Below are 25,435 nucleotides of genomic sequence, written 5' to 3' on the forward strand. Positions count from 1 at the left end.
ATGCAGATCGGCTACAAGCTGGCCTCGGAGGGGTACGGCCCGCAGGAGATCATCCGGCAGGCCGTCCTGGCCGAGCGGGTCGGCTTCGACTTCGTCGAGATGAGCGACCACTTCCACCCGTGGCTCGACGCTCAGGCGCACTCGTCCTTCACCTGGAGCGTGCTCGGCGCCATCGCCGCCAAGACCAGCACCCTGCGCCTGGCCACCGGGGTCACCTGCCCGACCGTCCGCTACCACCCGGCGATCATCGCGCAGGCCGCGGCGACCATGGCGCTGATCTCCGACGGCCGGTTCACCCTCGGGGTGGGCGCCGGAGAGCGGCTCAACGAGCATGTGGTCGGGCAGGGCTTCCCCAGCGTGCGGGGGCGACACGAGCGACTACGCGAGGCGCTGGAAATCATCCGGCTGCTCTGGCAGGGCGGCTACCAGTCGTACGAGGGCCGGCACCTGCAACTGGAGGACGCCCGGATCTTCGACCTGCCGGACACCCTGCCCGTGATCGCGGTGGCGGCCAGCGGTGAAGCGTCGGCCCGACTCGCGGCCGAGTTGGGCGACGGCCTGTTCGCCACCGAACCGGACGCGTCGATCGTCGAGCACTACCGCCGCGCCCAGGGTGCGGGTCCGCGCTACGCCGAGGTGCCCCTGGCCTGGGCCACCGACGAGCAACAGGCGGTGCAGGCGGTGTTGCAGACGAGCCGGTGGATGGTCACCGGCTGGAAGGTGATGAGCGAGTTGCCGAACCCGGTCAACTTCGACGCGGCCAGCGCGTACGTCGAGGAGAAGCACATCCGGCAGCTCTTCGCCGTCGGCCCGGACCCGGAACCGCACGTCGCCAAGGTCCGGTCGTACGTCGAGGCCGGCTTCGACCACATCGTCCTGCAGAACGCCGGCCCCGACCCGGACGGCTTCCTCGACTTCTTCGCCGGCGACCTCTCCGGCCGTCTGCGCGCGATTGGTTGACGCCGGCCCCTTGATCAGGTGATGAAGAGCAGAATGCTGCTCCGCGATCTTGCGTTTTCTGCCCCGACGCAAGGGGCATATCCACCCATGTCGACAACGGAACCTGCAAGATCGGCGCGGTCCTCTCCCTCGACACACAGCGATCTTCGTCCCGTGACGACGGCGCACCGCCCGTCCGGACCATCGTCCGGACGGGCGGTGCACTCGGGATGAACGCGCTCGGGATGGTGCGCGGGTCGACGTTCAGCGGAAGCAGTGCGCGATCGGCACCTGGCTGCCCTCGCAGTTGGTCGGCTCGTTCTCGACCACCACGCTCTCATCGTCGATCTTGACCTGGGCGTGCATGCCGAAGATGCCGCCGGGCTTCACCGTCGACGCGTTGTGGGTGACCTTGCTGGTGTAGATCGCCACCGAGCCCGCGCTGGCGTAGATGCCGCCGCCCTGGGAGGCTGCGCCGACGGCCTCGTTACGGGTCACGTCGCTGCCACGGACCAGCAGGTTCGCCTTCTCGGCGTAGATGCCGGCCCCGAGGCCGTGGGTGGTGTTGCCCTCGACCACGCTGTCGTCGAGCGGCGTCAGGCCCTTCACCGTCGAGATGCCACCGCCGTTGACTGTGGACGTGTTGCCGCGGATGGTCATCGTGCGCATCACCAGCACCGCGTCGGAGTTGGCGGCACCGCCGCCGACCTGCGCGGTGTTGTTCAGCAACTCGGTGTCGGAGACCTTCGTCCGGGCCGAGAAGCTGGCCAGCCCGCCACCCTGGGCGGCGCTGTTCTGGGTGAAGGAGACGCTCTCCACGTCGGCGGCACCACGGTAGTTGCCGAGCCCACCGCCGTACCCGTTGGCACTGTTGCGGTGGAACTCGGAACGCTTCAGCGTCAAAACGCCGCCGTTGAGCAGGCCCCCGCCCTTGCCCGCGGCGCCGGAGGCGCTGTTGCCGACGAACGTGGAGTCGGTGACCACCATGTTGCCGTCGTTGAAGATGCCGCCACCGCCGCCCTCGGGCGACAGCGACGTGCTCTGCGAGACGGTGACCCGTTCCACCACGGCGGTGGCGCCGTGCACCACGTGCACGCTGCCACCCTCGATGGCCGAGCGGCCGTTGTGCAGTTCCACGTCCCGCAGGGTCAACTCGCCACCGTCGCGGACGGTGAAGAAGCGGAACGGGGCGGCCTGGGCGTCCCGGGCGATGGTGGCGCCCGCGCCGTCGATCGTGATGGCCTGGTAGATCACCGGCAGGCCGGCGGTGTCGTCGGCCGGGTTGTGCGGCGGCGCGTCGGCGTCCCCGGGGGTCTCCGCGGCGTCGGCGGTCTCCCGAGCGTCACGGATCCCGCCGTCGTACTGGTCGGTCTCGTGGAACGCCTCGGTGAGGGTGTAACGGCACTTGGGCGCGAGCCGAAGTTCGCCGCCGCCCTCGGCGTTGGCCGCCACCAGCGCCGCCACCAACTTCGCGGCGTCGCACGGCACCGACACCACGCCCCGCTTGCCGGTGCCCGGGGTGGCCGGGCGGGCGCCGTCCTGGCCCTGCGGCGGTGCCGGCCGGTCGCCGTCGCGTCGGTCGTCGTCGGCCGCCGGGGTCAGCCGGGCCAGACCGGGGAGGGCGAGGGCGCGGTCGGCGGCTGCGGCCGCTCCGGCCGCTCCCACGACCAGGCTCCCCGCCAACAAGCCGCTGGCTAAGAACCATCGGGACCGCCGCCTGGGTCGGGCGGCGCGGTCTCCCTCTCGGTACGTGGACATCAACGGTGCCTACCTTCCTGCGTACGTGACGTGACCGCGCGCCGATTCGGGCGCGGGGGGCTCGACGTGTTCGCCGGCTACCAAACGTCACGATAGGTCCGTAATACGGACAGGAAGGCGTGAACGTGAATAGTGCCCTCTTTCATCTTCAAAGCTGTCATACCGGCACCGACGTCACCCGCCGACGTGGATGCCGGGCCGCCGCAGCGGATCCCGTTCGGTCCGACGGATGATCTCCCGCACCACTGGCGGGGTGTCCCCCCGGCCCAGGATGAGGTAGCGCGCCAGGTGCGCGATCGGGCTACCCTCCGACCATTCGAAGTGCGCGTGCGGCCGGACCCCGGTGGCGTCCCGCAGGGCCAGCAGGATCGCGGCGATCGCGTTCGGCGCGGCCGGGCTGTTGGCCCGCAGCACCCGGAAGCCGCCCACCTCGATCCCGTGCACGCGCAGCACCTGACTGAACTCCGACGGATCGACCACATCGATCTCCAGGAACAGCACGTCCGCGGCCCCGGGCACCGGATTCATCCCACGCTGCGCCCGCTCCTTGAGCGTGTACTCCTTCACCGACCCCTTCTGCCGCTTGTTGGCGATCAGGTGCAGCTGACCGTCGTGCGCCAGCGACTCGGTGATGAACCGACGGGCCACCTCGTCGAACTCGATCCGCTCGGCGCGCAGCTCGGTGGTCCGGGTGACCCGGGAGACCAACGAGACCACGATGATGCCGAGGATGAACAGCGCGGAGATCGTGATGCCGTCCGGCTGTTCGATGACGTTCTCCAGCAGCGCGTACAGCAGCACCAGGGTCAGCACCGTGAAGCCGATCGCGGAGCCACGCCGGTGATGACGGGCCGCGGAGATCGTCACCGCCACCGCCCCGGAGACCATCATGGCCAGGATCCCGGTGGCGTACGCCCCGGCCTGGGCGTTGACGTCGGCGCGGAAGGCGATCGTGATGGCGACGCTGACGACGGTGTAGACGATCACCACGGGGCGTACCGCCCGCGCCCACTCCGGTGCCATGCCGTACGACGGCAGGTAGCGCGGCACGATGTTGATCAGCCCGGCCATCGCCGAGGCGCCGGCGAACCAGAGGATGAGCACGCTGCTCACGTCGTAGACGCTGCCGAACACCTCCCCCAGGTAGGCGTGCGCCAGGAACGCCAGCGCCCGCCCGTTCGCGCCGCCGCCCGGCCGGAACTCCTCCGCCGGAATGAGCGCCGTGGTCACGAAGGTCGTCGAGATCAGGTACACGGACATGATCAACGCGGCGGTGGTGAGCAGCCGACGTGTGTTGCGGATCCGGGCGGCCAGCCGGGCCTGCTTGTCCGGGCCGTCCGCCGCCACCAGGGGCATCATGCTGACCCCGGTCTCGAAACCGGACAGCCCCAGCACCAGCAGCGGGAACGCCAACACGGCGGTGAACAGCACCTGGCCCGGTCCGCCACCGGTCGAGGTCACCGCGGCCGTCCAGTTCGACACGATGCCCGGGTCCTCGACGATCCGGGCTACCGCGACCACGACGATCACGGCGTTGAGCACCAGGAAGACCGCGACCAGCGGGATCGCCACCACCACCGCCTCGCGGAACCCGAGCAGGAACACCCCGCCGAGGATGAGCAGCAGCACCACCGTCACCACGACCGGCACCGGGGACCCGTGCAGGACGTCCGGCAGGTACGGGTTCTCCAGCAGGTGCACGGTGGCGTCGGCCGAGGACAGGGTGATCGTGATGATCCAGGAGGTGGCCACGAAGCCGAGCAGCACGAGGACGAAGACCTTGCCGCGCCAGAACGGCAACAACCGCTCCAACATCGCCACCGAACCCTGACCGTGCGGGCTCTCGTGGGCCACCCGCCGGTACATGGGCAGCATGCCGAACAGGGTGAGCACGACGATCAACAGGGTCGCCAGCGGGGAGAGCGCCCCGGCCGCCACCGCCGCGATGCCGGGCAGGTACGACAGCGTGGAGAAGTAGTCCACGCCGGTCAGGCACATCACCTGCCACCAGGCGTGCCGACGGTTCTGTCCCTCGGTCGCCTCGGGGCCGGGTGGCTGCACCTGGTGCTGAAAGAGCCACCGGCGCAGCGCGCTGGCCGGCGGCGCCGAGCGGGCCGGAGTGGCCACGCGTTCGGGCACCACGACGCCCTGCCGGCCGCCCCGGTGTGGGCGGGCTGGATCGCGGGCCGCCCGCAGCGTCGGGTCCGGCCCGCTCGGCGTGTGGCGGCGCCCGTTCCAGCGACGTGGTTTCGCGCGGTTCTCGTCACCCATCGTCAGTCCCACCCTCACAGGTCCTGATCTGACGGTAGGCGGTGCCCCGGCGCCCGATCGGCGGAACCGGGCACCTGTTCGGGCTGCTCAGGACAGGTCCGCGACGGCGAGCAGCCGGGCCAGCGCGGGTGGGTCGGCGATCGTCACCGTGGCCGCCGGATGCCGGGGCCGTCCCCCGGGCACCAGCGCCGGCACCGGTACGCCGAAGCGCAGGCAGATCCCGCCGGCCGCGCTGCTGCCGAAGGTCGCGCCGCCGTCGGCCAGCGACAGGTGCGGGCCGATCGCCCGCCACCAACGGTACGGCCCGCTCAGCTCGACGGCGGTGACGTTGTCCCGGTCGGTCCGCAGCCGCCACGGCCCGTACCGGATCATCAGGTCCCGATCGGTGACGGCGACCCAGGCCGTCGCCGGGCGGACCCCCAGCAGCGCCAGCATCGGGCGGAACACCGGGTCGAAGCGGAACGGGAACCGGGCCACGACGCCGGTCATCGCGCGCCGGGCCGAGCGGTGGGTCGCGACACCGGGCCGCCCGGCCGCAGGGGGCCGGGCCGCGCGGGCCGGGGGCGGGCAGCGGGCCGACGCCGGGCCAGGACGGTCATGGCGCGGGCGTACCCGATCCGAGCCCGCCGACACCCCCGGATCCGCACGCCGTCGACGTGACCCCGTTCGGCGCTCCCCCACCGCCGGCCGGCACCCCCCGGGCCGGCCGACGGTGGCAGACGGTCGACACCCCCCGGGCCGACCGGCTGTCCCCTGCGTGACCGACCCGACCTCGGGCGGCCACGCGGGGTGGAACTGGTGGGACGCGCCCCCGCGCTCCGCCGCCCCCCACGGGGCGGAGCGCGGGGGCCCCCGTCCCGGCTACTGCAGGAACGCCCCGAGGGGCGAGAGCAGCAACCGGCCGAGCGCCGCGGCGTTGTCGTCCAACCGTGTGCGCTCACACTCGCGGGCGTCCGGATCGTGCCGGCACCGCCAGATCTTCTGCGCGTTACGCCAGGCGACATCGCGGGTGTACTCGACCAGTTCCCCCTGGTACCAGTCGTCGATGTCGCCGTTGAGCATGTCGATGAGCAGCTGCCACCGCTCCAGGTAGCCCCGGCGCAGGCCGGGGATCTTGTCCGCGAAGATGTTGTTGATCTCGAGGTAGTCGTGGTGCTGGTCGCTGCCGTCGACCGGCTCCGACTCCAGGTGGTCGAACGTGGTCACCAGGGCGAACGGCAGGTCGAAGTTGATGTGCGCGTTCACCCCGGCCGCCGCCGACGGCAGCGGACGGGCATCCGGCCCCCGCATCCGCTCGAAGAGGCACGACCACGCCTTCGGGGTGCCGGGGCTGGAGTCGGTCCACAGCCGCATGGCGTCGAAGTACCGGGCGGCGAACTCGACGTCGAGCCGGGAGAGGAAGGCGGGATCGATGAAGCGGTCGTCGTACAGCCCGTCCAACACACTGCTGGTGATGGTCAGGTAGAGCTTGTTGAAGTCAGCGAGGGGGCAACTGGCCTCCAACGGTGGCAACCGGACCAGCAGGTCCTGGAGCTTGGTCAGATGATCGACCACGGCCGGCACGTCCGCGGGATGATCGGCGAGCAGGTCGACGATGTCCCGGTGCACGGGCCCCCAGACCGGTTCGATCATTTCTCCTCCATTGTGGTCGGCGGCAACCCCCGTGCCGTCGTCGACGCGGCCCAGCCTCTCAGCCGACACTGGGCCACCGGATCAGTAGAACGACGTATCCCGGCGCGAACACGCGCCGGGATACGTACGAGGTGGTCGGGTCGGTCAGCCCCGTTGGTTGCGCAACTGGATCGCGCTGGCCTGCACGCGGGTACGGACCTGGAGCTTGTCGAAGATGTGCGACACGTGCACCCCGATGGTCCGCTCGCTGATGAACAGCCGCTGCCCGATCTCCCTGTTGGTCAACCCCTCGGCGACCAGGGCGAGCACTTCCCGCTCCCGGGCGGTGAGCGCCGCCAACTCGTCGTCGGACGCCTCGACCGGGACGCCGCGCGCGCCGGTGGTGCTGTCACGCTCGTCGAGCGACACCCGGGCCCGCCCGGCCAGCTCGCGGATCTCCGAGGTCAACGGCACCGCGCCCAACCCCTGTGCCACCCGGTACGCCTCCCGCAGGAGCTTGCCGGCGGTGGCCACCCGGCTGCGCCGAGCCAGCAGCGCCTCGGCCTGCCGCAGCCGCGAGTAGGCCGCCGGATAGGGGTGATTGCGTCGATCCCACTCGGCCGCCGACGCGGCCCACAGCTCCGGATCGCTGCCGTCGAGGCGGCTCACCTCGGCGGCGCACAGCGCCAGGAAGCCCTCCACCACCGAGCGCACCGGCCGGGCGGCCCCGGCGCTCTTGCGGGCCACCCGCTCGGCCACGTCCCGTAGCCGGCGCACCGCCGTCGGGTCCACCTCCACGGTGCGGCTGGCGTGTGCCTCAGCCTCGGCGCGCAGGCCGTGCCAGACCAGAGCGGAGAGGATCATCACGTCGTCGGAACGGCTCTCGGTGAGGCCACGCTGCACCGCCTGGCGGGCCACGTCGTGCCGGCCCTCCCACATGGCCAGCCCGGAACGCAGGGTGAGCAGCGGAATGACGTGTCGCGCCCCGCCGCCGGCGAGCAGGGTCGCCACCGCGTCGAGGTCCCGGCCGGCGGCCTCGATGTCGCCGTAGCCCACCGACAGCCGGCACCGGGCCAACAGCAGCTCCACGGCGTCCGCACCGGACGGCCGGTGCCGCAGGGCGATGGCCACCACCTTCTCCGCCTCGGCCCATTGGCCCACCCGGAACAGTCCGTTGATGGCGATGGCCAGCAGCCGGGTGCCCCAGGTGCGGCCCAGCCCCAGCTCGGCCACCCGTTCGGCGCCCCGCCGGGCCACCACCACGCCCTCTTCGAGGACGTTCAGCGGCCCGGTCAGCAGCTCCGCCAGGTGCAGGTACGCGCAGGCCACGTCCTCGGGCTGACCGGCACGCTCGGCGGTCTCGAGAGCGTCGCGCATGACCGCCAGACCGGCGTCCGGGTCTTCCAGACAGGCGTCGCTGAAGCCCAACGCCGAACTGGCCAGCACCACCTCGGTGGCCGAGCCCGCCACGTTCTCGGCCAACGCCAACGCCTCGCGGGCCCGCTCACCGGCGTCGGCGTAGCGACCCAGGTGCAGCAGCAGCTCGGCCAGGCGGGCAGCGGCGCTGGCCCGGTCCCGAGGGGAGCAGTCCGCCGCCTTCAGCGCCCGCTGGTATTCCTCCTCGGCCAGCGCGGAGCGACCGGCAGCGGCCAGGTAGCGGGCCCGGCGGATGTACAGCGCGCAGCTCGGCTCGCCACCCCGCAGCGTGGCCAACTCCTCCAGCAGGGCCAACGCGCGGGCGTGCTCCCCACAGTGGTGGGCCGCCTCGGCGGCGTTCTCGAGCAACTCGACCCGGTCCACCGTCAGCGGGCCCGGCTCGGCGGCCAACTGCAACGCCGCCGACCAGTGCCGGTGCGCCTCGGCGTAACCGTGCAGCCGCTCGGCCTCCTGGGCGGCGGCCACCGCCGCCGGCAGGGCGCGCGCCGGTTCGCCGGCCAGCCGCCAGTGGTGCGCCAGCCGGGCCTGGTGCAGCTCACCCGGCGCGGTGGTCAGCGCCTCGGCGTAGCGGCGGTGCAGCCCGGAACGCTCGGCCGGCAGCAGCTCGTGCGCCAGCACCTCGGCCACGAGGCGGTGCCGCAGCCGGTAGCCCTCGTCGGCGCCGACCAGCAGCCGGTGCGCCACCGCGGCCCGGGCCGCGGCGATCAGCTCGTCCTCCGGCATGCGGAGCACCTCGGCCAGCAGCCAGTGCTGTACCGGCTCGACCCCGGCGGCCACCGCGTGCACCACGGCGTGCGCGTGCTGGGGCAGCGCGTCGACGCGGTCGAGGAAAATCTCCCGCAGCGTCTCGGACAGGCCGTCGCGGCCGTCGCGCAGATCCCGGGCAAGCTCCTCGATGACGAACGGGTTGCCGCCGCTGCGCTGCCAGACCTGCTCGGCCGCGTCGGCGGTCAGCGTCCGGCCGACCACCGCGGCGGCGAGCGTCTCGGTGTCGGACCGGCCCAGCGGCGCCAGGTCGAGCACCCGCACCGTGCGGAGTCGACGCAGCTCGGTGAGCACCCGGCGCAACGGGTGCGCGCCCTGCAACGACTCGGCACGCACCGCCGCCAGCACCGACAGCTGGAGATCACCCAGGCCGGCGAGGAGGTAGAGCAGGAGCTGCCTGGTGCTGCGGTCGACCCACTGGAGGTCGTCGAGGATCAGCACCAGGGGGCGACCCTCGGCGATCAGGTGCAGGCCACGGGAGACGCGCTCCAGCAACGCGCCCGCGCCGTCCGGGCCGGCGGTCTCGTCGGCGAACATCTGCAGCAGCCCCCGCACCGCCGAGGAGGTGCGGGCGGGTGAGGTGGACACCTCGGTGTCGAACCGGCGCAACGCCTGCAACAGCGGGTGCAGCGGGGAGGCGTCACCGATGTCCAGGCAGCTGCCGGTGAGCACCACGGCGCCCCGCTCCCGTAAGCGGTCGCCGATCTCGCCCAACAGCCGGGTCTTTCCCACACCGCTCTCGCCGGTCAGGAAGACCGCCGCGGTCTGCCCGTGCGCGGCGTCACCGAGCAACGCGGACCGAACCGACTGCACCAGCTCGGCCCGGCCCACGAGCGGTGCGGTGTCCACATCGCTGGCCATGCCACGCAGCCTAATCACAGGGCCCCGTACCGTTCTACGTCCGCCCACCGCTTGTGGTACTCCTCGCGTCGACTTTGCGACTAAAGGTTGCAGGTGGCCGACATACGTCGTTCGGCAGATCCCCCGTCGGCCCAGGAATGCCAATCTCCGGAGGTGATCAGGCAACAGCGGGGAGAGAGGCCGGTGCGACACCCATGACCACCAGCATCACCGTCGACACGCAACGGACCGTCACCCCGCTCTGGCCGGTACCCCAGGAGAGGCGCGTCGTCACCGTCCTCTTCGCGGACATCGTCGGCTCCACGGCCCTGGTGGACCGGCTCGACCCCGAGGACGTCCGAGCGTTGCAGCGCGCCTACTTCGACACCGTCGCAGGTGTGCTGCACCGCTGGCACGGGGTGGTGGAGAAGTACATCGGCGACGCCGTGATGGCGCTCTTCGGCGCACGGCACTCCGACGGCTTCGACGCGTACCGGGCGGTGCGCGCCGGACTCGAGATCCAGGCCGCGCTCGACCGACGGCCCATGGTCGACGGCATCAGGCTGCGCGTCCGGGTCGGTGTCGCCACCGGCGAGGTCGTGGTCGACCTGGGCGACGTCGTCACCGGGGGGCACGGCGTGGCCAGCGGCGCGGTGATCACCACCGCGGCCCGCCTGCAGGAGTACGCCGCACCCGGTGCCGTCGCGCTCTGCGCGGCCACAGCGCGCGCCACCGCCGGCCTGATCACCCAACGTCAGCTGACGCCGGTGCCGGTCGCCGACCGGGTGCCGCCGGTGCCGGTCTGGCACGCCGTCGGTCCGGTACGCCCCGGCGCCGACCGGCACGACGGCCCGTTGATCGGTCGACGCCGCGAACTTGCCACCATCCGCGACCAGTTGGGCGCGGCCATCCGAAACCGGACGCCACGCTGGATCTCACTGGTCGGCCCCACCGGCAGTGGCCGCAGCCGGCTGTTGCACGAGCTGACCCGTGGGCTGACCACGGTGGACGGATTGTCGGTCCGCTGGTGCGTGGCGACCTGTCAGCCGTACCCCGATCAGGTGTTGGCGCCGGTCGCGCACCTGCTCCGCGGCCTCGCCGGGATCCGGCACAGCGACGGCCCGGCGGCGGTCCACGACCGGCTCGTCGCCGCCCTGACGCCGCTGTTCCCGCCGACCCGGGTGGCCACCGCGGTTCCGGCGCTCCAGCGGATGCTGACCACCCCGGACGGCTCCGCCGCCGCCCTCGCCGGCGCGGCGATCTGCCGCGAGGTCCTGCTGCGGCTGGCCGCCCACCGGCCGCTGATAGTGGCCGTCGACGACCTGGACCGGGCCGCGCCCGCGGTGAGCCGCTTCCTGCACGCGCTGTTCGGCGCGGCGACGGAGCGCGGGCTGCCGCTGGCCCTGCTCACCGTGCACCAGCCGCAGTGGGCCGACACCTGGCCCGGTCCGGCCCGCCAGATGACGATCGGACCACTGGCCACGGTGCAGTCCGGACGGCTGCTGCGCCACCTGCTCACCCGGGCCGGGCAGCCGGTGGCCCTGGTCGACCGGCTGCTGCCGCTGGTGGGAGGCCGCCCAGGGCACGCGACGGCGTACGTCACGGCGCTGGTGGACGGTGCCGATCCGGCGGCGCTCCCGCTGCCCGAGGCGGTACGCCGGGCCGTCGGCGCGGAGCTGGACCACCTCGACGGTGAGCGGCGGGCGGTGCTGATGGCCGCCGGCACCCTCGGCGGTCTGATCTCCGGGGCTGCCGTGGACCGGGCACTCGACTGGACGCCCGGCCGGTCCGCACCCGCACTCCGCATGCTGGTGGCCGCCGGGCTGCTGCTCCCCCACCACGTCGACGGGTACGCGTTCGCCGCGCCGGCGCTGCGCCAGGTCGCCGCCGAGCGGTTGCCCCGCGCCCTGCGGGCCGTCTTCCAACGCCGGGCCGCCGGCGTGCCGCACCTCGACACCGTGCACCGGGACGCCGACCCGCCCGCTGGTGCGATCAACGGTTCGGCGGCGAGGAGTGCGCAGATCGTGCGGCTCGACACCGTCGGCGCTCGGACCGGTCGCCTTGACGCCGTCTTCGCGGCGCTGGCCTCGGCAGGGCCGGGCGGTGCCACCGGCCCGACCGCGCTGGGGCGAGGCAGCCCCATCCCGACGATGGCCACCCGTCCCGCCGCGTCGGGTTCCGACGCCAACCGTACGGCGGGCCCACGCCGGCTCCGAGCCGTCGCCTCGGCGGGCGACGTACCGCCGACGCCGGCCACAGCGGCGTCCCGACCTGCGCGCGGTACGGGCGGTAACCCATTTCGGGACCTCGGACGGCCCGCAGCGCCGAGCCGCCCCACGCGAGCGAGTGCGGCTGGGCACTGGACACTCGCCGACGCCGGCACTCCACCAGGGGTGGTGCGGGCAATACTCCGCCCACCGTTGATCCGCCCACTGGACGGCCTGCCCGCCTCCGCCTGACTCCGATGATCACTTGATGCCCTGCTGACCAGCCGGTCCCTCGCCGACTGGTCAGCAGGGCAGGTCAGGACGGTCGCCCGCCGAACTGCCAGTTGTGCACCTCGATGTCGGCATACCGGTCAGCCGTCAGGATGGCGCGCGCCGCGTCCGGGTTCGGTGCCCGGAGCAGCGCGGCGGTGCCGAGCCAGGTGACGCCGTCGTCGGCCAGCAGGGGCCCGTACGCGATCAGCTCGTCCGGGTCGGGCGGCACGGCCAGGTCGGCGGCCTGCCCGGCGCCGAGGCCGAGCACCAGATAACGGCTGCCGCCGGTACGGCCGCCAGGGAAGTCCCACATGGTGCGGCCCAGCATGTTGTGCCACCGGCGCAGCAGCACGTCCCGGTACACGCCGGCCTGGTAGTTCGGCTCCTCGAAGGCGAAGGTTCGCGCGGCTGCCGGGTCGGCCACGTCGACGATGTGCACGCTGCCGGTGGCCGTGTCGCCGACGACGGTCGGGCCGCGGGCGATCATTCCCGCCGCGTACCGGTCCATGTAGGACCAGTGCTCGGGCAGCAACTCGTCGCGCAACGCGGCCGAGCCCGGCCGGTCACGGTGGTAACAGAGAAACTCCATGCCCCGCATTCTCGACAGCCCGGCTGGCGCGGTCGAGCGGTTAATCGTCAGCCGTCGAGGGGCACGGACGCCGAGGCCAGCAGCGCCGCGGTGGGCAGCGCGAGCAGGCCGTCGGAGCCACGGTAGCGGGCGGTCAGCTCGTCGTACGCGGCACGAATGCGGGTGATCATGGCGGCCGGCTGGGTCTCCATCACCAGACCTGGCTTGCTGATGCCGTTGGCGGGGCCGCTCCACCAGGCCTCCGGGTCGGTGCGGTGCTCCCAGGTGATCGTGTCGCAGCGCACGTCGGTGAGCCCGGCCTGGTCGAGCAGGCCCGCCAACCCGTCGGGGGTACGGGGGAAGTCCCGGTCGGCGTCCACCGTCGGGGCGGCGGCGCGACGTCCGACCCCAGCGGCGTCGAAGACCTCACCCCAGAGGCTCTGCGCCTCGGGTGGGGGGTGCGGCCACACGGTGACCGCGACCCGACCAGCGGACCGGACGACCCGTCGCAGCTCGGTGATCGCGGCCAGCGGATCGCCCACGTGATTGATCACGAAGTTCGCCACGGCCGCGTCGAACGACCGGGAGGCGAACGGGAGGTGCGGCAGCGACGCGAGGCGGACTTCGTCGACGGACGGAACGCGGTCGCGCACCAACTCGACCATGCTGGGTTCGGCGTCGACGGCGACGACGCTGGCGTGGCGCGCGCACGCCAGCCTGGCCACCGTGCCGGAGCCGGTGCCCGCGTCGAGCACCCGCGTGCCCGCCCCGACGTTGGCGGCGTCCAACAACGCGGGCGCGGGGTACGCGCAGAGCGCGGCGAGACTGCTGTCGTACGCTCCGGCGCGCCCGGCCCAGCGCGACCGTTCATATTCGTCGAAGGCCGTCGTCGTCATTGCCAGGCGCCCTTCGAGGATCTTGATGGTGGTGTCACGCTATCGAATGAGGCGTATTGGGCGGTGCCCCGCGCGCTGCCGGGCCGCCGCCCGCACCTGCCGTGATCTGGCGCAACGGCACGTCACCGCCCGGGAGTGGTAACCCAGGGTCGAGCCGGGCGCTCAGCCTGCGGCCAGGAAGGCCAGCACGCGCGGCCAGGCCGCCGCGGTGGCGTCCGGGGAGTACTCGGCCAGCTCCGGGTCGGTGAACAGGTGACCCACGCCGGGATAGCGGAAGACCGTCAGGTCGGCGCCGGCGTCGGTCAGCGCCTGCTGCCACTCGTCGACCTCGTCCGGCGCGTCGTACGGATCGGGGTCGGCGAGGTGCAGCTGCACCGGCAACCCGGGTCGGACCGCGTCCGGGGCGCCGCCGGTGCCGTGCAGCAGGAGCAGGCCGGCGGCGGCGGGGCGTTCGGCCAGCAGCGCCCCGGCCACCCCGGCGCCCATCGAGAAGCCGGCGAGCACCGTCTCCGGTGGAAGGTCACGCAGCGCGTCGCGGGCCCGGTCCAGCACCACCTCCTGGCCGATCTTGTCGAGTAGCGCGAAGCCCTCCTCGACGGTGTCGGTGGCCGGGACGCCGTACAGGTCGGGGGTGCTGACCCGGTGCCCGGCGGCGCTCAACCGGTCGGCGAAAGCGCGCACGGCGGGCCGCAGCCCGTACACGGAGTGGAACAGCACGACGTGTCGCATCCGGTCATCCTGCCGCAGTCGACAGTGCATCCGGGGTGGCCACGCGGGGTGGGCGTCAGACCAGTGCCGCCAGTCGCGCGACCAGGTCCGTCGGTGGCGGCATCTCGGCGATCTCGCGGCTGACCTGCGCGGCAGCGGTCCGCAGGCGCTCGTCGGTGAGCAGCTGGGTCAGCGCCCGCGCGGTGATGTCCCGGGGCCGCAGCGCCAGTCCGGCGCCCCGGCGGGCCACCAGCTCGGCGTTGTGCCGCCGGTCCCCCGCACCCGTGGTGGCCAGCTGGGGCAGGCCGGCGGCGAGGGCGCCGAGGGCGCTGCCCGCACCACCGTGGTGCACCAGCGCCGCGCTCGCCGGCAACGCCTCGTCGAGCGGGATCCAGTCGACCACCCGCACGTTGGCGGGCACCGAACGGGCCGACCGCTCGTCGGGGCGGACCAGCACGATCTCGGCGTCCACCTCGGCGGCGGCGGCCACCACGGCGGGCATCGGCCCCCGGTCGCCGGGGCCGGTGAGGGTGCTGCGGGTGACCAGGATCCGGGGGCGCTCACCCGGCTCGCGCAGCCAGGCCGGCAGCTCCCCGCCGCCCACGTAGGACGTGTAGCGCATCGGCCAGCCGCCCTGCGTGGCAACGCTGGGTGGGGCCACGGCGAGGGCGGCGGCCGGCGCGGGCAGCTCGGTGAGGCCGTGGCGGCGCAGCGCCGCGCCGAGTCGGGCGACGGTGGCGCGGACCAGGTCCCGGCCGTCGAAGAGGGCGTTCTCCTGGCGTACGGCCGGCACGTCGAGCCGCGCGGCGGCCACCGCACCGGCGACCGCGAACGGCTCGTACAGCACCAGATCCGGCCGCCACCGGGTGGCCAGCGCGACCACCGGGTCGGTGAGCTGGTCGTTGAGCGCGCCGAACAGCAGGCCGGCGCCCCGGGTGCCGGCGGTGCCGGCCAGCTCCGCACGCGCGATCAGCGGATGGCGGGGAAGGACCCGCAGCGCGATCCGGCCGAACTCGAAGCCCGGCGCGACGTCGTGCACCGGCAGACCCGCCTCGGCGGCGGCCAGAGCTCCGCCGCCGGTGGCCACCAGCACGTCGTGGCCGGCGTCGCGAAGGGCGACCGCGAGCGGCACCAGCGGGAAGACGTGCCCGACGAGCGGGGCGGAGACCACCAGCACGCGCATGGGCAGGATCCTATGTCGACCACGGCCACGCCCGGGGCCCGGTGTCCGCCAGCCGAGCGTCGGGCGAGGCGCCCACAGCTTCCGATCCGGTAGGTCGGGCAGTGGTCAGGCGGACGGTCGCTGGTCGACGATGCGGCGCATCTTGCCCATCGAGCGTTCCACCGTGTCGGGGGCGAGGACGTCGACCGCCACGCTCACGCCGATGGTGTTCTTCACCAGCTGAACCAGCGTGTCGCCGGCCCGCTCGGCGGCGTCCACGTCGACGTCGGCTCGCCGCTCCACCCGCACGGTGAGGGTGTCCAGCCGCCCGTGCCGATCGAGGACACACTGGAAGTGCGGCGAGAGCTGTGGGGTGCGCAGGATCAGTTCCTCGATCTGGGTGGGGAAGATGTTCACCCCGCGCAGGATCATCATGTCGTCGGTGCGGCCGGTGATCTTCTCGATCCGGCGCATCGGGCGGGCGGTGCCCGGCAGCAGCCGGGTCAGGTCGCGGGTGCGGTAGCGCACGACCGGCATCGCCTCCTTGGTCAGGGAGGTCAACACCAGCTCACCCCGCTCGCCGTCGGGCAGCACGGCCCCGGTGACCGGGTCGATGATCTCCGGGTAGAAGTGGTCCTCCCAGAGGTGCAGCCCGTCCTTGGTCTCGACGCACTCGGTCGCCACGCCGGGGCCCATCACCTCGGAGAGGCCGTAGATGTCGACGGCGTGGATGTCCACCTGCTGCTCGATCTCGCGGCGCATGTCCTCCGTCCACGGCTCGGCGCCGAAGATGCCCACTTGCAGTGAGGTGGCCCGCGGGTCGATGCCCTGGCGGCGCATCTCGTCGACGATGGCCAGCAGGTAGCTGGGCGTGACCATGATGACCTCGGGTTCGAAGTCGCGGATCAGCATGACCTGACGCTCGGTCATGCCCCCGGAGACCGGGATGACCGTGCAGCCCAACTCCTCCGCCCCGTAGTGCGCGCCCAGGCCTCCGGTGAAGAGCCCGTAACCGTACGCGACGTGCACCCGGTCACCGGGGCGGCCGCCGGAGGCGCGGATCGAGCGGGCCATCAGCCGCGCCCAGGTGCGCAGGTCGTCGCGGGTGTAGCCGACCACTGTCGGCCGACCGGTGGTGCCGGAGGAGGCGTGCAGGCGGGCGACCCGCTCCCGGGGTACGGCGAACATGCCGAACGGGTAGTTCTCCCGCAGCTCCGCCTTGCCGGTGAACGGGAAGCGCGCCAGGTCGTCGAGATCCCGGCAGTCGTCGGGGTGCACCCCGACCGCGTCGAACGCCCGTCGGTAGTGCGGCACGTTGTCGTACGCGTGCCGCAACGACCAGCGCAGTCGGTCGCGTTGCAGGGCCCGCAGCTCGTCGATGCCGGCTCGCTCGATCGGCTCCAGCTCCTCCGGACGAGGGGTGCGGTCCTGCATCGGCTGCCTCCTTGGCGCGGCGGTCCCGGTGGGGCTGCGGGTACCGTACGCCCGCTGTCGCCCGGGCCGGCGGCGCGGTCAGCGGGTGGCCGGCAGCCGGTGCAGGGCGTCGACCAGCGGCGCCAGCTCGGGGGTGGCCGCCGCCTGGCCGAGCGCGTCGGTGAGCACCCGGTCGTGGGTCGGTCGGGTCTGGGCGAGCAGCTCGGAGCCGGCCGGGGTGAGCTCGGTGTAGATGCCACGCCGGTCGTCGGCGCAGAGGATGCGGGTGAGCAGCCCCCGCTGTTCGAGGCGGGTGACCAGCCGGGTGGTGGCGCTGCCGGAGAGCGCGGCGGCGCGGGCGAGCTGGCTCATCCGCATGTGCCAGCCGTCCTGGCGGGAGAGCGCGTCGAGCACCGTGTATTCGACGACGGAGAGGTCGTGGCCGGCCTGAAGGGCCCGCTCCAGGGACGTCTCGATCAGCCCGTGCAGGGCGGCGAGGGTGCGCCAGCCCTGGGCGCGGATCTCGACCGCGTCGTCGGCGATGCCCATGCCGGCCTCCTCCGTGTGATCCGAACGGACCCCAGGCTACCACGCTTGCGCCGATATAAAGCGCGTGCAAGTATTTCGTTGCTGGCGCGTGTAGTTGCATGCGCCGCATATCTGACCTCTCCCGATGGGAAGACCATGTCCGTACGCCCAAAGTCCCTGCCACCCGGGTTGATCGCGTTGGCCATCGGCGCCTTCGGCATCGGCCTCACCGAATTCGTGATCATGGGGCTGTTGCCCGAGGTGGCCGCCGATTTCGCGGTCACCGAGCCGGTGGCCGGCTGGTTGATCTCCGGCTACGCGCTCAGCGTGGCCGTCGGCGGGGTCGCCCTCACCGCGGCGGTCACCCGCCTGCCGCGCAAACCGGTACTGCTCGGCCTGATGGTGCTCTTCATCATCGGCAACCTGCTCTCCGCCGTCGCCGGCGACTACGCCGTGATGATGGCCGGCCGGATCGTCGCCGCGCTCTGTCACGGCGCGTTCTTCGGCATCGGCGCGGTGGTCGCCGCGGGCCTGGTCGCACCGGCTCGACGGGCGGGCGCCATCGCCATGATGTTCGCCGGCCTGACCATCGCCAACGTGCTCGGCGTGCCGTTCGGCACCTTCCTCGGGCAGCACTTCGGCTGGCGGTCGACGTTCTGGGCGATCACCGCCATCGGGGTGGTCGCCCTGACCGGGCTGGCCCTGCTCATCCCGGCGGGCGCCACCGCCAACGCCGATCGCCCGGTCGGCGGGCTGCGCGGCGAATTGCGCGCCTTCACCCACCCGCAGGTCTGGCTCTCCCTGGTGATCACCGTCCTGGGCTTCGGTGGGATGTTCGGCGCGTTCACCTACATCGCCTACACGCTCACCGAGGTCAGCGGCTTCGCCACCAGCACGGTGCCGTGGCTGCTCGTCCTCTTCGGCGTGGGGCTCTTCGCGGGCAACCTGCTCGGCGGTCGGGCGGCGGACAGGTCACTGTCGCGCACGCTGGTCACCGTCCTGGCGGTGCTCACCGTGGTGCTCGTCGGCTTCGCGCTGACCGCCACGAACCCGGTGCTGACCATCGTCGCGCTGGTGCTGATGGGCGGGTTCGGCTTCGCCACCGTGCCGCCGCTGCAAATGCGGATCATGCGGTACGCCCGCCAGGCGCCGACCCTGGCGTCCGGGGCGAACATCGCCGCGTTCAACCTCGGCAACGCATTGGGCGCGTGGATCGGCGGGGTGACCATCGCCGCCGGACTCGGCTATACCTCACCGATCTGGGCCGGCGCCACACTCACCCTCATCGGTCTGGGCGTACTCCTCGGCGCGCTGCGGCTGGCCCGCCGCGACGAGCCGGCGGGAGCCGAGGCGGAGCTGGCGGGGACCGCCGTCTGACCCGCCCGATGACAACGCCGGGCCGGCGGATGCCCGGCCCGGCGTTGCTTCGATCATCGCCCTGCCATCTTCTCGCAATTGCAAAAGATGTGCAACAAGGTCTGGACAACGCGTCGGCGACGTAACTAGCCTGATCGCCATGAGTCCTTACATCGCGGATCCCTGGGCCTGGCAGGAAAGCTGGGACCGCCAGCAGGAAGCGTTCATGCCGGACCGTGAGCACCGGTTCACCGCCATGCTCGACACCATCGACGTGGTCCTCGACGGCCGACCGCCGCGCGTGCTCGACCTGGCCGGCGGCACCGGCACCATCTCGCTGCGGACCCTCGCTCGCTTCCCCGCCGCCGAGACGACAGTGGTCGACCTCGACCCGGCGCTGCTCGCCATCGCCGCCGCCTCGCTGGCCGACCGGGCCACCATCGTCACGGCCGACCTCGGCACCCCCGAGTGGCGCTCCACGCTCCCGCACCAGGAGTACGACGCCGTACTCACCGCAACCGCCATGCACTGGCTGCCGGCCGACCGGCTGAAGCAGCTCTACGCCGAACTGCGCGACGTGCTGCGACCGGGCGGCGTCTTCGTCAACGCCGACCACATGCCCGACGACACCCTGCCGGAGCTGACCAAGCGGCTGATGGACCGGGCCCGGGACCGGCGCAACGCCCGGTACGCCGCCGGCTCGATGCTGTCCTGGTCGGACTGGTGGGAGCGGGCCGGCGCCGACCCGGCGCTCGCCCCGCTGGTCGCCCAACGACACGCCATCTACCCGACCGGGCACAGCCCCGAGTGGAACCCGCCGGTCTCCTGGCACCTGGCGGCGCTCACCGCGGCGGGCTTCAGCGAGGTCGGCACGGTCTGGCGAGGTGGCCCCGACGCCGTCGTCGCGGCGGTGCGCTGACGCCGCCGTCGCCGGCAGGGCGCTGACGCCCGCCGTCGCAGCAGGGCGCTGACGCCGCCCTCGCCAGCAGTGCGCTGACGCCGACGTCGCCCCACTACGCTGAGGAGCCGTGCCAGAGCCGTTCGAGCCGCGTACCGATCCCGACGTCGACCTGCGCGTCCCCGCCGACCGCCGCGAGCTGACCGCGCGCCCCGCGACGATTCTCGCCGTGATCGCGGCCGGCGGGGTGCTCGGCGCGCTGGCCCGGGCCGGCCTGCAACACGCCGTTCCGCACGCGCCGACGAGCTTTGCGTGGGCCACGTTCACCATCAACACGGCCGGCTGCCTGCTGATCGGCGTGCTGATGGCGGTGCTCGGGCACCTCGACGGTGGGCACCCACTGGCTCGACCGTTCCTCGGGGTCGGGGTGCTCGGCGGGTTCACCACCTTCTCCACGTACGCGGTCGACGTCCAGCAGGCGATCGTCGCGGGCGCGCCGGGCACCGCGCTGGCGTATCTCGCCGCGACGGTGCTCGGGGCGCTCGTCGCGGTCGCCTTGGGCGACGCCGTCACCGCCGGGCTGCTGGGTCGGGTGACCCGATGACCGTGCTGCTCATCGCACTGGGCTCGGCGATCGGCGCGCCGCTGCGCTACCTCACCGACCGGGCCGTGCAGTCCCGGCACGGCTCGGCGTTCCCCTGGGGGACGCTGCTCGTCAACGTGGCCGGGTCGCTGCTGCTCGGCCTCCTGGTCGGGTGGCCGGCCGGTCCGGCGGTCAGCGCGTTGCTCGGCACCGGGTTCTGCGGCGCGCTGACCACCTACTCCACCTTCAGCTACGAGACGCTGCGGCTGACCGCTGGCGGTCATCGACTCCTCGCGCTGGCCAACGTGCTCGGCAGCGTGGCCGCCGGGCTCGCCGCGGCAACCGCCGGCTACGCCTTGGCCCGCACCCTGATCGGCTGACCGCACACCGGCCGCGCCGCGCCCGACTCCATCCTCAGCAACGCCTGGACCAGGCGTGCCCCACGAAAGCACCGAGGGTATATACGCGAGGTATACCCTCGGTGTAGTCTCCTCGGCATGAGCGTGCCACTGACCCTCCTCGGACTCCTCGAACGCGAGCCCAGCCACGGTTACGACCTGAAGCGCGACTACGACGCCTTCTTCGGCCGGGGCAAGCCACTGCCGTTCGGCCAGGTCTACTCCACCCTCAGCCGACTGGCCCGCGACGGCAAGGTGGTGATCAGCGACGTCGCCCCCGGCTCCGGCCCCGACCGCAAGCGCTACGTCATCACCGACGTCGGCGCGACAGAGGTCGAGCAGTGGCTCACCCAACCGGTCGACCCGGAGCCGCACCTGCAGACGGTGCTGTTCGCCAAGGTCGTGCTCGCGCTGATGCTCGACCGGCCGGCCGCCGAATACCTCGACACCCAGCGCAGCGCGCACCTGCACCGGATGCGTGAGCTCACCGAGATCAAGCGCGCCGGCAGCCTGGTCGACGCGCTGCTCGCCGACCACGGTCTCTACCACCTGGAGGCGGACCTCCGGTGGATCGAGATGACCGGCGCCCGGCTGGACGCCCTACGGAAAGAGGTGCGGCCGTGAGCGTCGTGATCGAAGCACGGGACGTGGCGTTCTCCTTCGGCCAGACGCCCGCCCTGCGCGGCGCCAGCGTCGCGGTGGAGGCGGGCGAGATCCTCGCTGTCATGGGCCCCAGCGGCTCGGGCAAGTCCACCCTGTTGCACTGCCTGGCCGGCATTTTGGTGCCCGACTCCGGCGAGATCCTCTTCGACGGGGCCCGGGTGCACGCCATGGCCGAGACCGAGCGCAGCAGCCTGCGCCGGGACCGGTTCGGTTTCGTGTTCCAGTTCGGTCAACTCGTCCCCGAGCTGACCGCTGTGGAGAACGTCGCGCTGCCGCTGCTGCTCAGCGGCGTACACCGGAAGCGGGCGCTGCCGAAGGCCAGTGCCTGGTTCTCGCGCCTCGGCCTCGACGGCCTGGAGCAGCGGCGCTCGGGTGAGCTGTCCGGTGGGCAGGCACAACGTGTGGCCCTGGCCCGCGGCCTGGTCGCCGAGCCGCAGGTGCTCTTCGCCGACGAACCGACCGGCGCGCTCGACTCGCTCACCGGCGAGCAGGTGATGGACCTGCTGGTCGGCGCCGCCCGCGAGCAGGGCACCACCGTCATCCTGGTGACCCACGAGCCCCGGATCGCCGCGTACGCCGACCGTGAGGTCATGGTCCGCGACGGGCGCGTGAACGCGCCGGACCGGATCGCCTCATGATCCGCTTCGGGCTCCGCCTCGCCCTGGCCGGCGGCCGTGAGGCGCTCACCCGCCTGATCGTCATCGCCGCCGCCGTCGCGATCGGCAGCGGGCTGCTACTGACCACCCTCGCCGGGGTCAACGCGGTCAACTCCCAGCTCACCCGGTACGCATCGGTCTATCCCAACGCCTCGACGGGCGGCGACGCCGACCCGCTGGCGTGGTCGACCCGGCAGGACTACTTCCACGGTGAGCAGATCATCCGCATCGACGTCGCCGCAACCGGCTCGACCGCGCCCACCCCGGTCGGCATCCCGAGCATCCCAGGCCCCGGCGAGTACTACGCCTCGCCAGCGCTCCGCGAACTGCTGGCCGCCCACCCGGGCGACCAACTGGGCGACCGCTACCCGGGGCGTGACCTCGGCACCGTCGGCCCGGCCGCGCTGACCTCGCCGAACACCCTGCTCGTCATCGCCGGCGGCACCCCCGACCAGGTGGCCAAACTACCCAACGCGCGGCAGGTCACCAGCGTCGGCGACGCCCCCGCCCTGCCCGAGACCGCAGTGAACCTCATCCTGGGCGTGATCGCCGGTGGGCTGCTGTTCCCGGTGCTGATCTTCATCGGCACCGCCACCCGGCTCAGCGCCGCCCGCCGGGAGCAGCGCTTCGCCGCGATGCGCCTGGTCGGCGCGACACCCCGGCAGATCGCGATCGTCGCCGCGGTGGAGGCGGCCGCCGCCGCCGTCGCCGGCACCGCCGTCGGCTTCGGACTGTTCTACGCCTTCCGCGACCCGCTCGCGGGCATCCCGTTCACCGGCATGCCGTTCTTCCCCAGCGACATGTCCCTGGGGGTGCTGGACACCCTGCTCGTGGCGCTCGGTGTTCCGGCCGGCGCGGCGCTGGCAGCACAGATCTCGCTGCGCCGCGTACGGATCTCGCCGCTGGGCGTCACCCGTCGGGTCACCCCCCGCGCGCCGCGCGCGTACCGGCTGATCCCGATGGTGCTCGGCGTCGCAGTGCTGGTGTTCGCGCTCGGCTACCGACCCGAGTCATCCGACGGCCAGACTGCGATCTTCCTGCCCGGCCTGCTGCTCATCATGGCCGGCCTGGTCTTCGCCGGCCCGTGGTTGACGATGGTCGGCGCCCGGGTCATGGCCCGGTACGCGAACCGCCCGGCCACGCTCATCGCCGCGCGCCGCCTGGCGGACAACCCGAAGGCCGGCTTCCGGGCGATCAGCGGGATCATGCTCGCGCTCTTCGTCACGAGCGTCGCCGTCGGCGTGATCACCACGATCGTCGACGAACGCGGTCCGGCACCGGTCGGCTCGACCGACGCGGGCACGGTCACCACCGTCTTCGATGAGAAGGCGGCGACGGTGCCGGACACGCTCTTCGCCGAGCTGCACTCGATCAGCGGCGTGCGGTCCGCCACCGCGATCCGAGAAGCCCCGGACATCAACACCGGCGGCGAGGGCGGGGTGATCGCCTGCGCCGACCTCCCGAGCGCGTACGGCCGGTGCGCCCAGGGTGCCACCGTCATCGAGGTGCCGATGGGTCTGAGCCGCTGGCGGGAGTCGGCGTCGTCCACAACGGAGTGGCGCGCGGCGTCGATCACGCTCGACGACCTCCAGCGGCTGCCGGTGATCTCGGTCGTCGTGGGCACGGACGGCTCCACCACCGCCATCGAGCGCGTCCGCACCGTGCTGGAGGTCGCCTTCCCGACCTTCTGGGTGGGGCCGAACGTGCCCGGCGACTTCGAGTCGGACTTCGCCGACACGCTGCGCGCCTGGGAACAACTCGCCAACGTCATCATCATCGCCAGCCTCGCGCTCGGCGGGTGCAGCCTCGCGGTCAGCGTCATCGGTGGTCTCACCGAGCGCAGACGCCCGTTCAGCCTGCTGCGCCTCAGCGGCGCGCCGGTGCGGGTCCTGCGCCGGGTGGTCGCGTTGGAGAGCGCCGTACCGATGCTCGCCGTCGCCGCCGTCGCCATCGGGATGGGCCTCCTCGCCGCCCACCTGTTCCTGCGGGCACAGATGGGCTACACGCTGATCGCGCCGGAGCCACGCTTCTACGTGATCGTCGTCGTCGGGTTGGCAGCCTGCCTCGGTGTCATCGCCTCCACCCTGCCGCTGCTGGAACGCATCACCGGGCCGGAGACCGCCCGCAGCGAGTGATCGTCAGACCGTGAGCCCGGTGGTCGGCAGCGCGACCACCGGGCCGAGGACGAAGACGGCGGGCGGACGAATGTCCTCGCGGGCGGCGACCGCGCCGATCTCGTCCAGCCGGGCGGGCACCGACCGCTGGTCGGCCTGCCCGGCGTCCTGCACGGCGAGCACCGGAGTCTCCGGGGCACGGCCGTGCTCGATCAGCACCGACGCGATCTTGGCGATGGTGTCGACGGCCATCAGCAACACGACGGTGCCCCGGGCGCGAGCCAGCGCCGCCCAGTCGACAAGCGAGTCGGGGTGCCCGGGCGGCAGGTGTCCGGACACGACGGTGACGTCGTGCGCCACGCCGCGGTGCGTCACCGGCACGCCGGCGAGGGCCGGCGCGGCGAGCGCGCTGCTCACCCCGGGGACCACGGTCACCGGGACGCCGGCCGCCACGCAGGCCTGCACCTCCTCGTGGCCGCGCCCGAAGACGTACGGGTCGCCGCCCTTGAGCCGGACCACCCGCCGACCGGCGCGGGCGTGCGACACCAGGGCCGCGTTGATTGCCTCCTGGGCCATCGACGGGCCACGGGGCACCTTGGCGGCGTCGACCACCAGCACGTCGGGGCGCAGTCCGGCGAGCAGCCCCTGCGGGGCCAACCGGTCGACCACGACGACGTCCGCGGCGTCGAGGAGGGCCTTTCCGCGTACCGTGATCAGGTCGTCGGGCCCCGGCCCGCCGCCGACCACGGCGACCGAACCAGGGTCGTGGTGTGCGTGGTCGTGGTGGTCGTGCCCGTGATGGTGATGGTGGTGGCCGACCGGGTCGTCGGGGTGGTCGTGCGGGCGTTGCGGGCGACCCACCTTGTCCGCGAAGCCGGGCATCAACACCCGGTACGCGCAGGTGTCGCAGTTCATCCTGATGTCCCCGCCCAGCGCCTCGTCGTACCGTTCCAAAACGAGGTCGGCGAGGGCGTCACAGTCGCCGATCACCTCGGCGACGCGGACGTCCAGGTCGGGGTGGGCCGCGGCGAACTCCGCCGACTGGGCGACGATCCGGTCCGGCAGCACGCCGGCGAACAGGAAGTACGGCGCCACCACGATCCGCCGCGCGCCGAGGCGGCGTAGGCGCTCCAGCACGGCCGGCACCGACGGCTGCGCCAGGGAGATGAACCCCGGCTCGACGCCCGCGTAGCCGCGTCCCTCCCAGAGCAGCCGGGCGACCTTGGCGACCTCGGCGTTGGCGTCCGGGTCGGTGGATCCCCGCCCGATCAAGGCCACCCACGTGCCGGCCCGGTCGGCACCAGCCGGCACCTTGCCGCCCCGGTCGGCACCAGCCGGCACCTTGCCGCCCCGGTCGGCACCAGCCGGCTCCGTGCCGGCCCGGTCGGCAC

At 72.9% G+C, this 25,435-nt stretch carries 20 protein-coding genes and 1 pseudogene; 9 read left to right on the forward strand and 12 right to left on the reverse strand.

Annotated features, from left to right (window positions below; translation table 11 throughout):
• A complete protein-coding gene (locus tag ACFYP0_RS02680; protein ID WP_356977717.1) occupies positions 1-960 on the forward strand; it encodes a TIGR03557 family F420-dependent LLM class oxidoreductase in 960 nt (319 codons plus the stop codon).
• Positions 961-1,203: 243 nt separating this feature from the next.
• Here ACFYP0_RS02680 and ACFYP0_RS02685 read toward each other — a convergent pair whose 3' ends face one another.
• The 5 genes from ACFYP0_RS02685 to ACFYP0_RS02705 form a co-directional block, all read right to left on the reverse strand.
• On the reverse strand, positions 1,204-2,697 hold the full coding sequence (locus ACFYP0_RS02685) for a hypothetical protein (protein WP_355493581.1): 1,494 nt from the start codon (positions 2,695-2,697) through the stop codon (positions 1,204-1,206).
• Positions 2,698-2,871: 174 nt separating this feature from the next.
• Complete coding sequence (locus ACFYP0_RS02690) at positions 2,872-4,968, reverse strand: amino acid transporter (RefSeq protein ID WP_386994094.1); 2,097 nt, start codon at positions 4,966-4,968, stop codon at positions 2,872-2,874.
• 87 nt (positions 4,969-5,055) lie between these two features.
• Entirely contained in the window at positions 5,056-5,457 is a 402-nt protein-coding gene (locus ACFYP0_RS02695) for a hypothetical protein (RefSeq protein ID WP_124856832.1), read from the reverse strand.
• Positions 5,458-5,829: 372 nt separating this feature from the next.
• The gene (locus tag ACFYP0_RS02700; RefSeq protein WP_124853965.1) at positions 5,830-6,600 is read right to left on the reverse strand and encodes a DUF5995 family protein; all 771 of its coding nucleotides are present in this window, start codon (positions 6,598-6,600) and stop codon (positions 5,830-5,832) included.
• A 144-nt stretch (positions 6,601-6,744) separates the two neighbouring features.
• Positions 6,745-9,642 (reverse strand): helix-turn-helix transcriptional regulator, encoded by a 2,898-nt coding sequence (locus tag ACFYP0_RS02705; RefSeq protein ID WP_386994096.1) that lies wholly within the window; start codon positions 9,640-9,642, stop codon positions 6,745-6,747.
• A gap of 194 nt (positions 9,643-9,836) precedes the next feature.
• On the opposite strand from ACFYP0_RS02705, the gene ACFYP0_RS02710 reads away from it, so the two are divergent.
• Positions 9,837-12,080, forward strand: a complete 2,244-nt coding sequence (locus ACFYP0_RS02710) for an AAA family ATPase (protein ID WP_386994098.1) — start codon at positions 9,837-9,839, stop codon at positions 12,078-12,080.
• A 64-nt stretch (positions 12,081-12,144) separates the two neighbouring features.
• On the opposite strand, the gene ACFYP0_RS02715 is transcribed toward ACFYP0_RS02710, so the two are convergent.
• The 6 genes from ACFYP0_RS02715 to ACFYP0_RS02740 form a co-directional block, all read right to left on the reverse strand.
• Positions 12,145-12,690, reverse strand: a complete 546-nt coding sequence (locus ACFYP0_RS02715; protein WP_355493585.1) for a YciI family protein — start codon at positions 12,688-12,690, stop codon at positions 12,145-12,147.
• A gap of 47 nt (positions 12,691-12,737) precedes the next feature.
• Positions 12,738-13,565 (reverse strand): class I SAM-dependent methyltransferase, encoded by an 828-nt coding sequence (locus ACFYP0_RS02720; RefSeq protein WP_386994100.1) that lies wholly within the window; start codon positions 13,563-13,565, stop codon positions 12,738-12,740.
• Between the two features lie 162 nt (positions 13,566-13,727).
• Positions 13,728-14,294 (reverse strand): dienelactone hydrolase family protein, encoded by a 567-nt coding sequence (locus ACFYP0_RS02725; protein ID WP_355493587.1) that lies wholly within the window; start codon positions 14,292-14,294, stop codon positions 13,728-13,730.
• 55 nt (positions 14,295-14,349) lie between these two features.
• Complete coding sequence (locus ACFYP0_RS02730) at positions 14,350-15,456, reverse strand: nucleotide disphospho-sugar-binding domain-containing protein (RefSeq protein WP_355493588.1); 1,107 nt, start codon at positions 15,454-15,456, stop codon at positions 14,350-14,352.
• Between the two features lie 105 nt (positions 15,457-15,561).
• Positions 15,562-16,869: a phenylacetate--CoA ligase PaaK gene (gene paaK / locus ACFYP0_RS02735; protein WP_355493589.1), complete on the reverse strand. Its 1,308-nt coding sequence runs from the start codon at positions 16,867-16,869 to the stop codon at positions 15,562-15,564.
• 78 nt (positions 16,870-16,947) lie between these two features.
• Positions 16,948-17,397 (reverse strand): MarR family winged helix-turn-helix transcriptional regulator, encoded by a 450-nt coding sequence (locus ACFYP0_RS02740; RefSeq protein ID WP_124853974.1) that lies wholly within the window; start codon positions 17,395-17,397, stop codon positions 16,948-16,950.
• Between the two features lie 135 nt (positions 17,398-17,532).
• On the opposite strand from ACFYP0_RS02740, the gene ACFYP0_RS02745 reads away from it, so the two are divergent.
• The 7 genes from ACFYP0_RS02745 to ACFYP0_RS02775 all read left to right on the forward strand — a co-directional run bounded on the left by ACFYP0_RS02745 (position 17,533) and on the right by ACFYP0_RS02775 (position 24,065).
• Positions 17,533-18,753 (forward strand): MFS transporter, encoded by a 1,221-nt coding sequence (locus ACFYP0_RS02745; protein ID WP_355493590.1) that lies wholly within the window; start codon positions 17,533-17,535, stop codon positions 18,751-18,753.
• Between the two features lie 139 nt (positions 18,754-18,892).
• Positions 18,893-19,651, forward strand: a complete 759-nt coding sequence (locus ACFYP0_RS02750; protein ID WP_386994103.1) for a class I SAM-dependent methyltransferase — start codon at positions 18,893-18,895, stop codon at positions 19,649-19,651.
• Positions 19,652-19,760: 109 nt separating this feature from the next.
• Positions 19,761-20,234 (forward strand): fluoride efflux transporter FluC, encoded by a 474-nt coding sequence (locus ACFYP0_RS02755; protein WP_386994105.1) that lies wholly within the window; start codon positions 19,761-19,763, stop codon positions 20,232-20,234.
• A complete protein-coding gene (crcB, locus tag ACFYP0_RS02760; protein WP_386994107.1) occupies positions 20,231-20,593 on the forward strand; it encodes a fluoride efflux transporter CrcB in 363 nt (120 codons plus the stop codon). Before ACFYP0_RS02755 ends, crcB begins: the two co-directional genes overlap by 4 nt.
• Before the next feature lie 117 nt (positions 20,594-20,710).
• A complete protein-coding gene (locus ACFYP0_RS02765; RefSeq protein ID WP_124853978.1) occupies positions 20,711-21,235 on the forward strand; it encodes a PadR family transcriptional regulator in 525 nt (174 codons plus the stop codon).
• The gene (locus ACFYP0_RS02770; RefSeq protein WP_355493594.1) at positions 21,232-21,912 is read left to right on the forward strand and encodes an ABC transporter ATP-binding protein; all 681 of its coding nucleotides are present in this window, start codon (positions 21,232-21,234) and stop codon (positions 21,910-21,912) included. The genes ACFYP0_RS02765 and ACFYP0_RS02770 overlap by 4 nt, the downstream gene beginning before the upstream one ends.
• Positions 21,909-24,065, forward strand: a complete 2,157-nt coding sequence (locus tag ACFYP0_RS02775; RefSeq protein WP_386994110.1) for an FtsX-like permease family protein — start codon at positions 21,909-21,911, stop codon at positions 24,063-24,065. Before ACFYP0_RS02770 ends, ACFYP0_RS02775 begins: the two co-directional genes overlap by 4 nt.
• A 3-nt stretch (positions 24,066-24,068) precedes the next feature.
• On the opposite strand, the pseudogene cobA reads toward ACFYP0_RS02775, so the two are convergent.
• A pseudogene (cobA, locus tag ACFYP0_RS02780) lies at positions 24,069-25,340 on the reverse strand (uroporphyrinogen-III C-methyltransferase); the annotation flags it as partial.
• Positions 25,341-25,435: the final 95 nt, after the last annotated feature.

The sequence above is a fragment of the Micromonospora arida genome (assembly GCF_042873195.1).
In the GTDB taxonomy this organism is placed as follows: Bacteria; Actinomycetota; Actinomycetes; order Mycobacteriales; family Micromonosporaceae; genus Micromonospora; species Micromonospora arida.

Coding starts and splice junctions, on each gene's coding strand:
- paaK (WP_355493589.1), bottom strand. CDS start 16,869: ATGCAGGACCGCACCCCTCGTCCGGAGGAGCTGGAGCCGATCGAGCGA.
- ACFYP0_RS02725 (WP_355493587.1), bottom strand. CDS start 14,294: ATGCGACACGTCGTGCTGTTCCACTCCGTGTACGGGCTGCGGCCCGCC.
- ACFYP0_RS02775 (WP_386994110.1), top strand. CDS start 21,909: ATGATCCGCTTCGGGCTCCGCCTCGCCCTGGCCGGCGGCCGTGAGGCG.
- ACFYP0_RS02720 (WP_386994100.1), bottom strand. CDS start 13,565: ATGACGACGACGGCCTTCGACGAATATGAACGGTCGCGCTGGGCCGGG.
- ACFYP0_RS02745 (WP_355493590.1), top strand. CDS start 17,533: ATGTCCGTACGCCCAAAGTCCCTGCCACCCGGGTTGATCGCGTTGGCC.
- ACFYP0_RS02740 (WP_124853974.1), bottom strand. CDS start 17,397: ATGGGCATCGCCGACGACGCGGTCGAGATCCGCGCCCAGGGCTGGCGC.
- ACFYP0_RS02685 (WP_355493581.1), bottom strand. CDS start 2,697: ATGTCCACGTACCGAGAGGGAGACCGCGCCGCCCGACCCAGGCGGCGG.
- ACFYP0_RS02750 (WP_386994103.1), top strand. CDS start 18,893: ATGAGTCCTTACATCGCGGATCCCTGGGCCTGGCAGGAAAGCTGGGAC.
- ACFYP0_RS02730 (WP_355493588.1), bottom strand. CDS start 15,456: ATGCGCGTGCTGGTGGTCTCCGCCCCGCTCGTCGGGCACGTCTTCCCG.
- ACFYP0_RS02705 (WP_386994096.1), bottom strand. CDS start 9,642: ATGGCCAGCGATGTGGACACCGCACCGCTCGTGGGCCGGGCCGAGCTG.
- ACFYP0_RS02680 (WP_356977717.1), top strand. CDS start 1: ATGCAGATCGGCTACAAGCTGGCCTCGGAGGGGTACGGCCCGCAGGAG.
- ACFYP0_RS02715 (WP_355493585.1), bottom strand. CDS start 12,690: ATGGAGTTTCTCTGTTACCACCGTGACCGGCCGGGCTCGGCCGCGTTG.
- ACFYP0_RS02765 (WP_124853978.1), top strand. CDS start 20,711: ATGAGCGTGCCACTGACCCTCCTCGGACTCCTCGAACGCGAGCCCAGC.
- ACFYP0_RS02690 (WP_386994094.1), bottom strand. CDS start 4,968: ATGGGTGACGAGAACCGCGCGAAACCACGTCGCTGGAACGGGCGCCGC.
- ACFYP0_RS02695 (WP_124856832.1), bottom strand. CDS start 5,457: ATGACCGGCGTCGTGGCCCGGTTCCCGTTCCGCTTCGACCCGGTGTTC.
- ACFYP0_RS02710 (WP_386994098.1), top strand. CDS start 9,837: ATGACCACCAGCATCACCGTCGACACGCAACGGACCGTCACCCCGCTC.
- crcB (WP_386994107.1), top strand. CDS start 20,231: ATGACCGTGCTGCTCATCGCACTGGGCTCGGCGATCGGCGCGCCGCTG.
- ACFYP0_RS02700 (WP_124853965.1), bottom strand. CDS start 6,600: ATGATCGAACCGGTCTGGGGGCCCGTGCACCGGGACATCGTCGACCTG.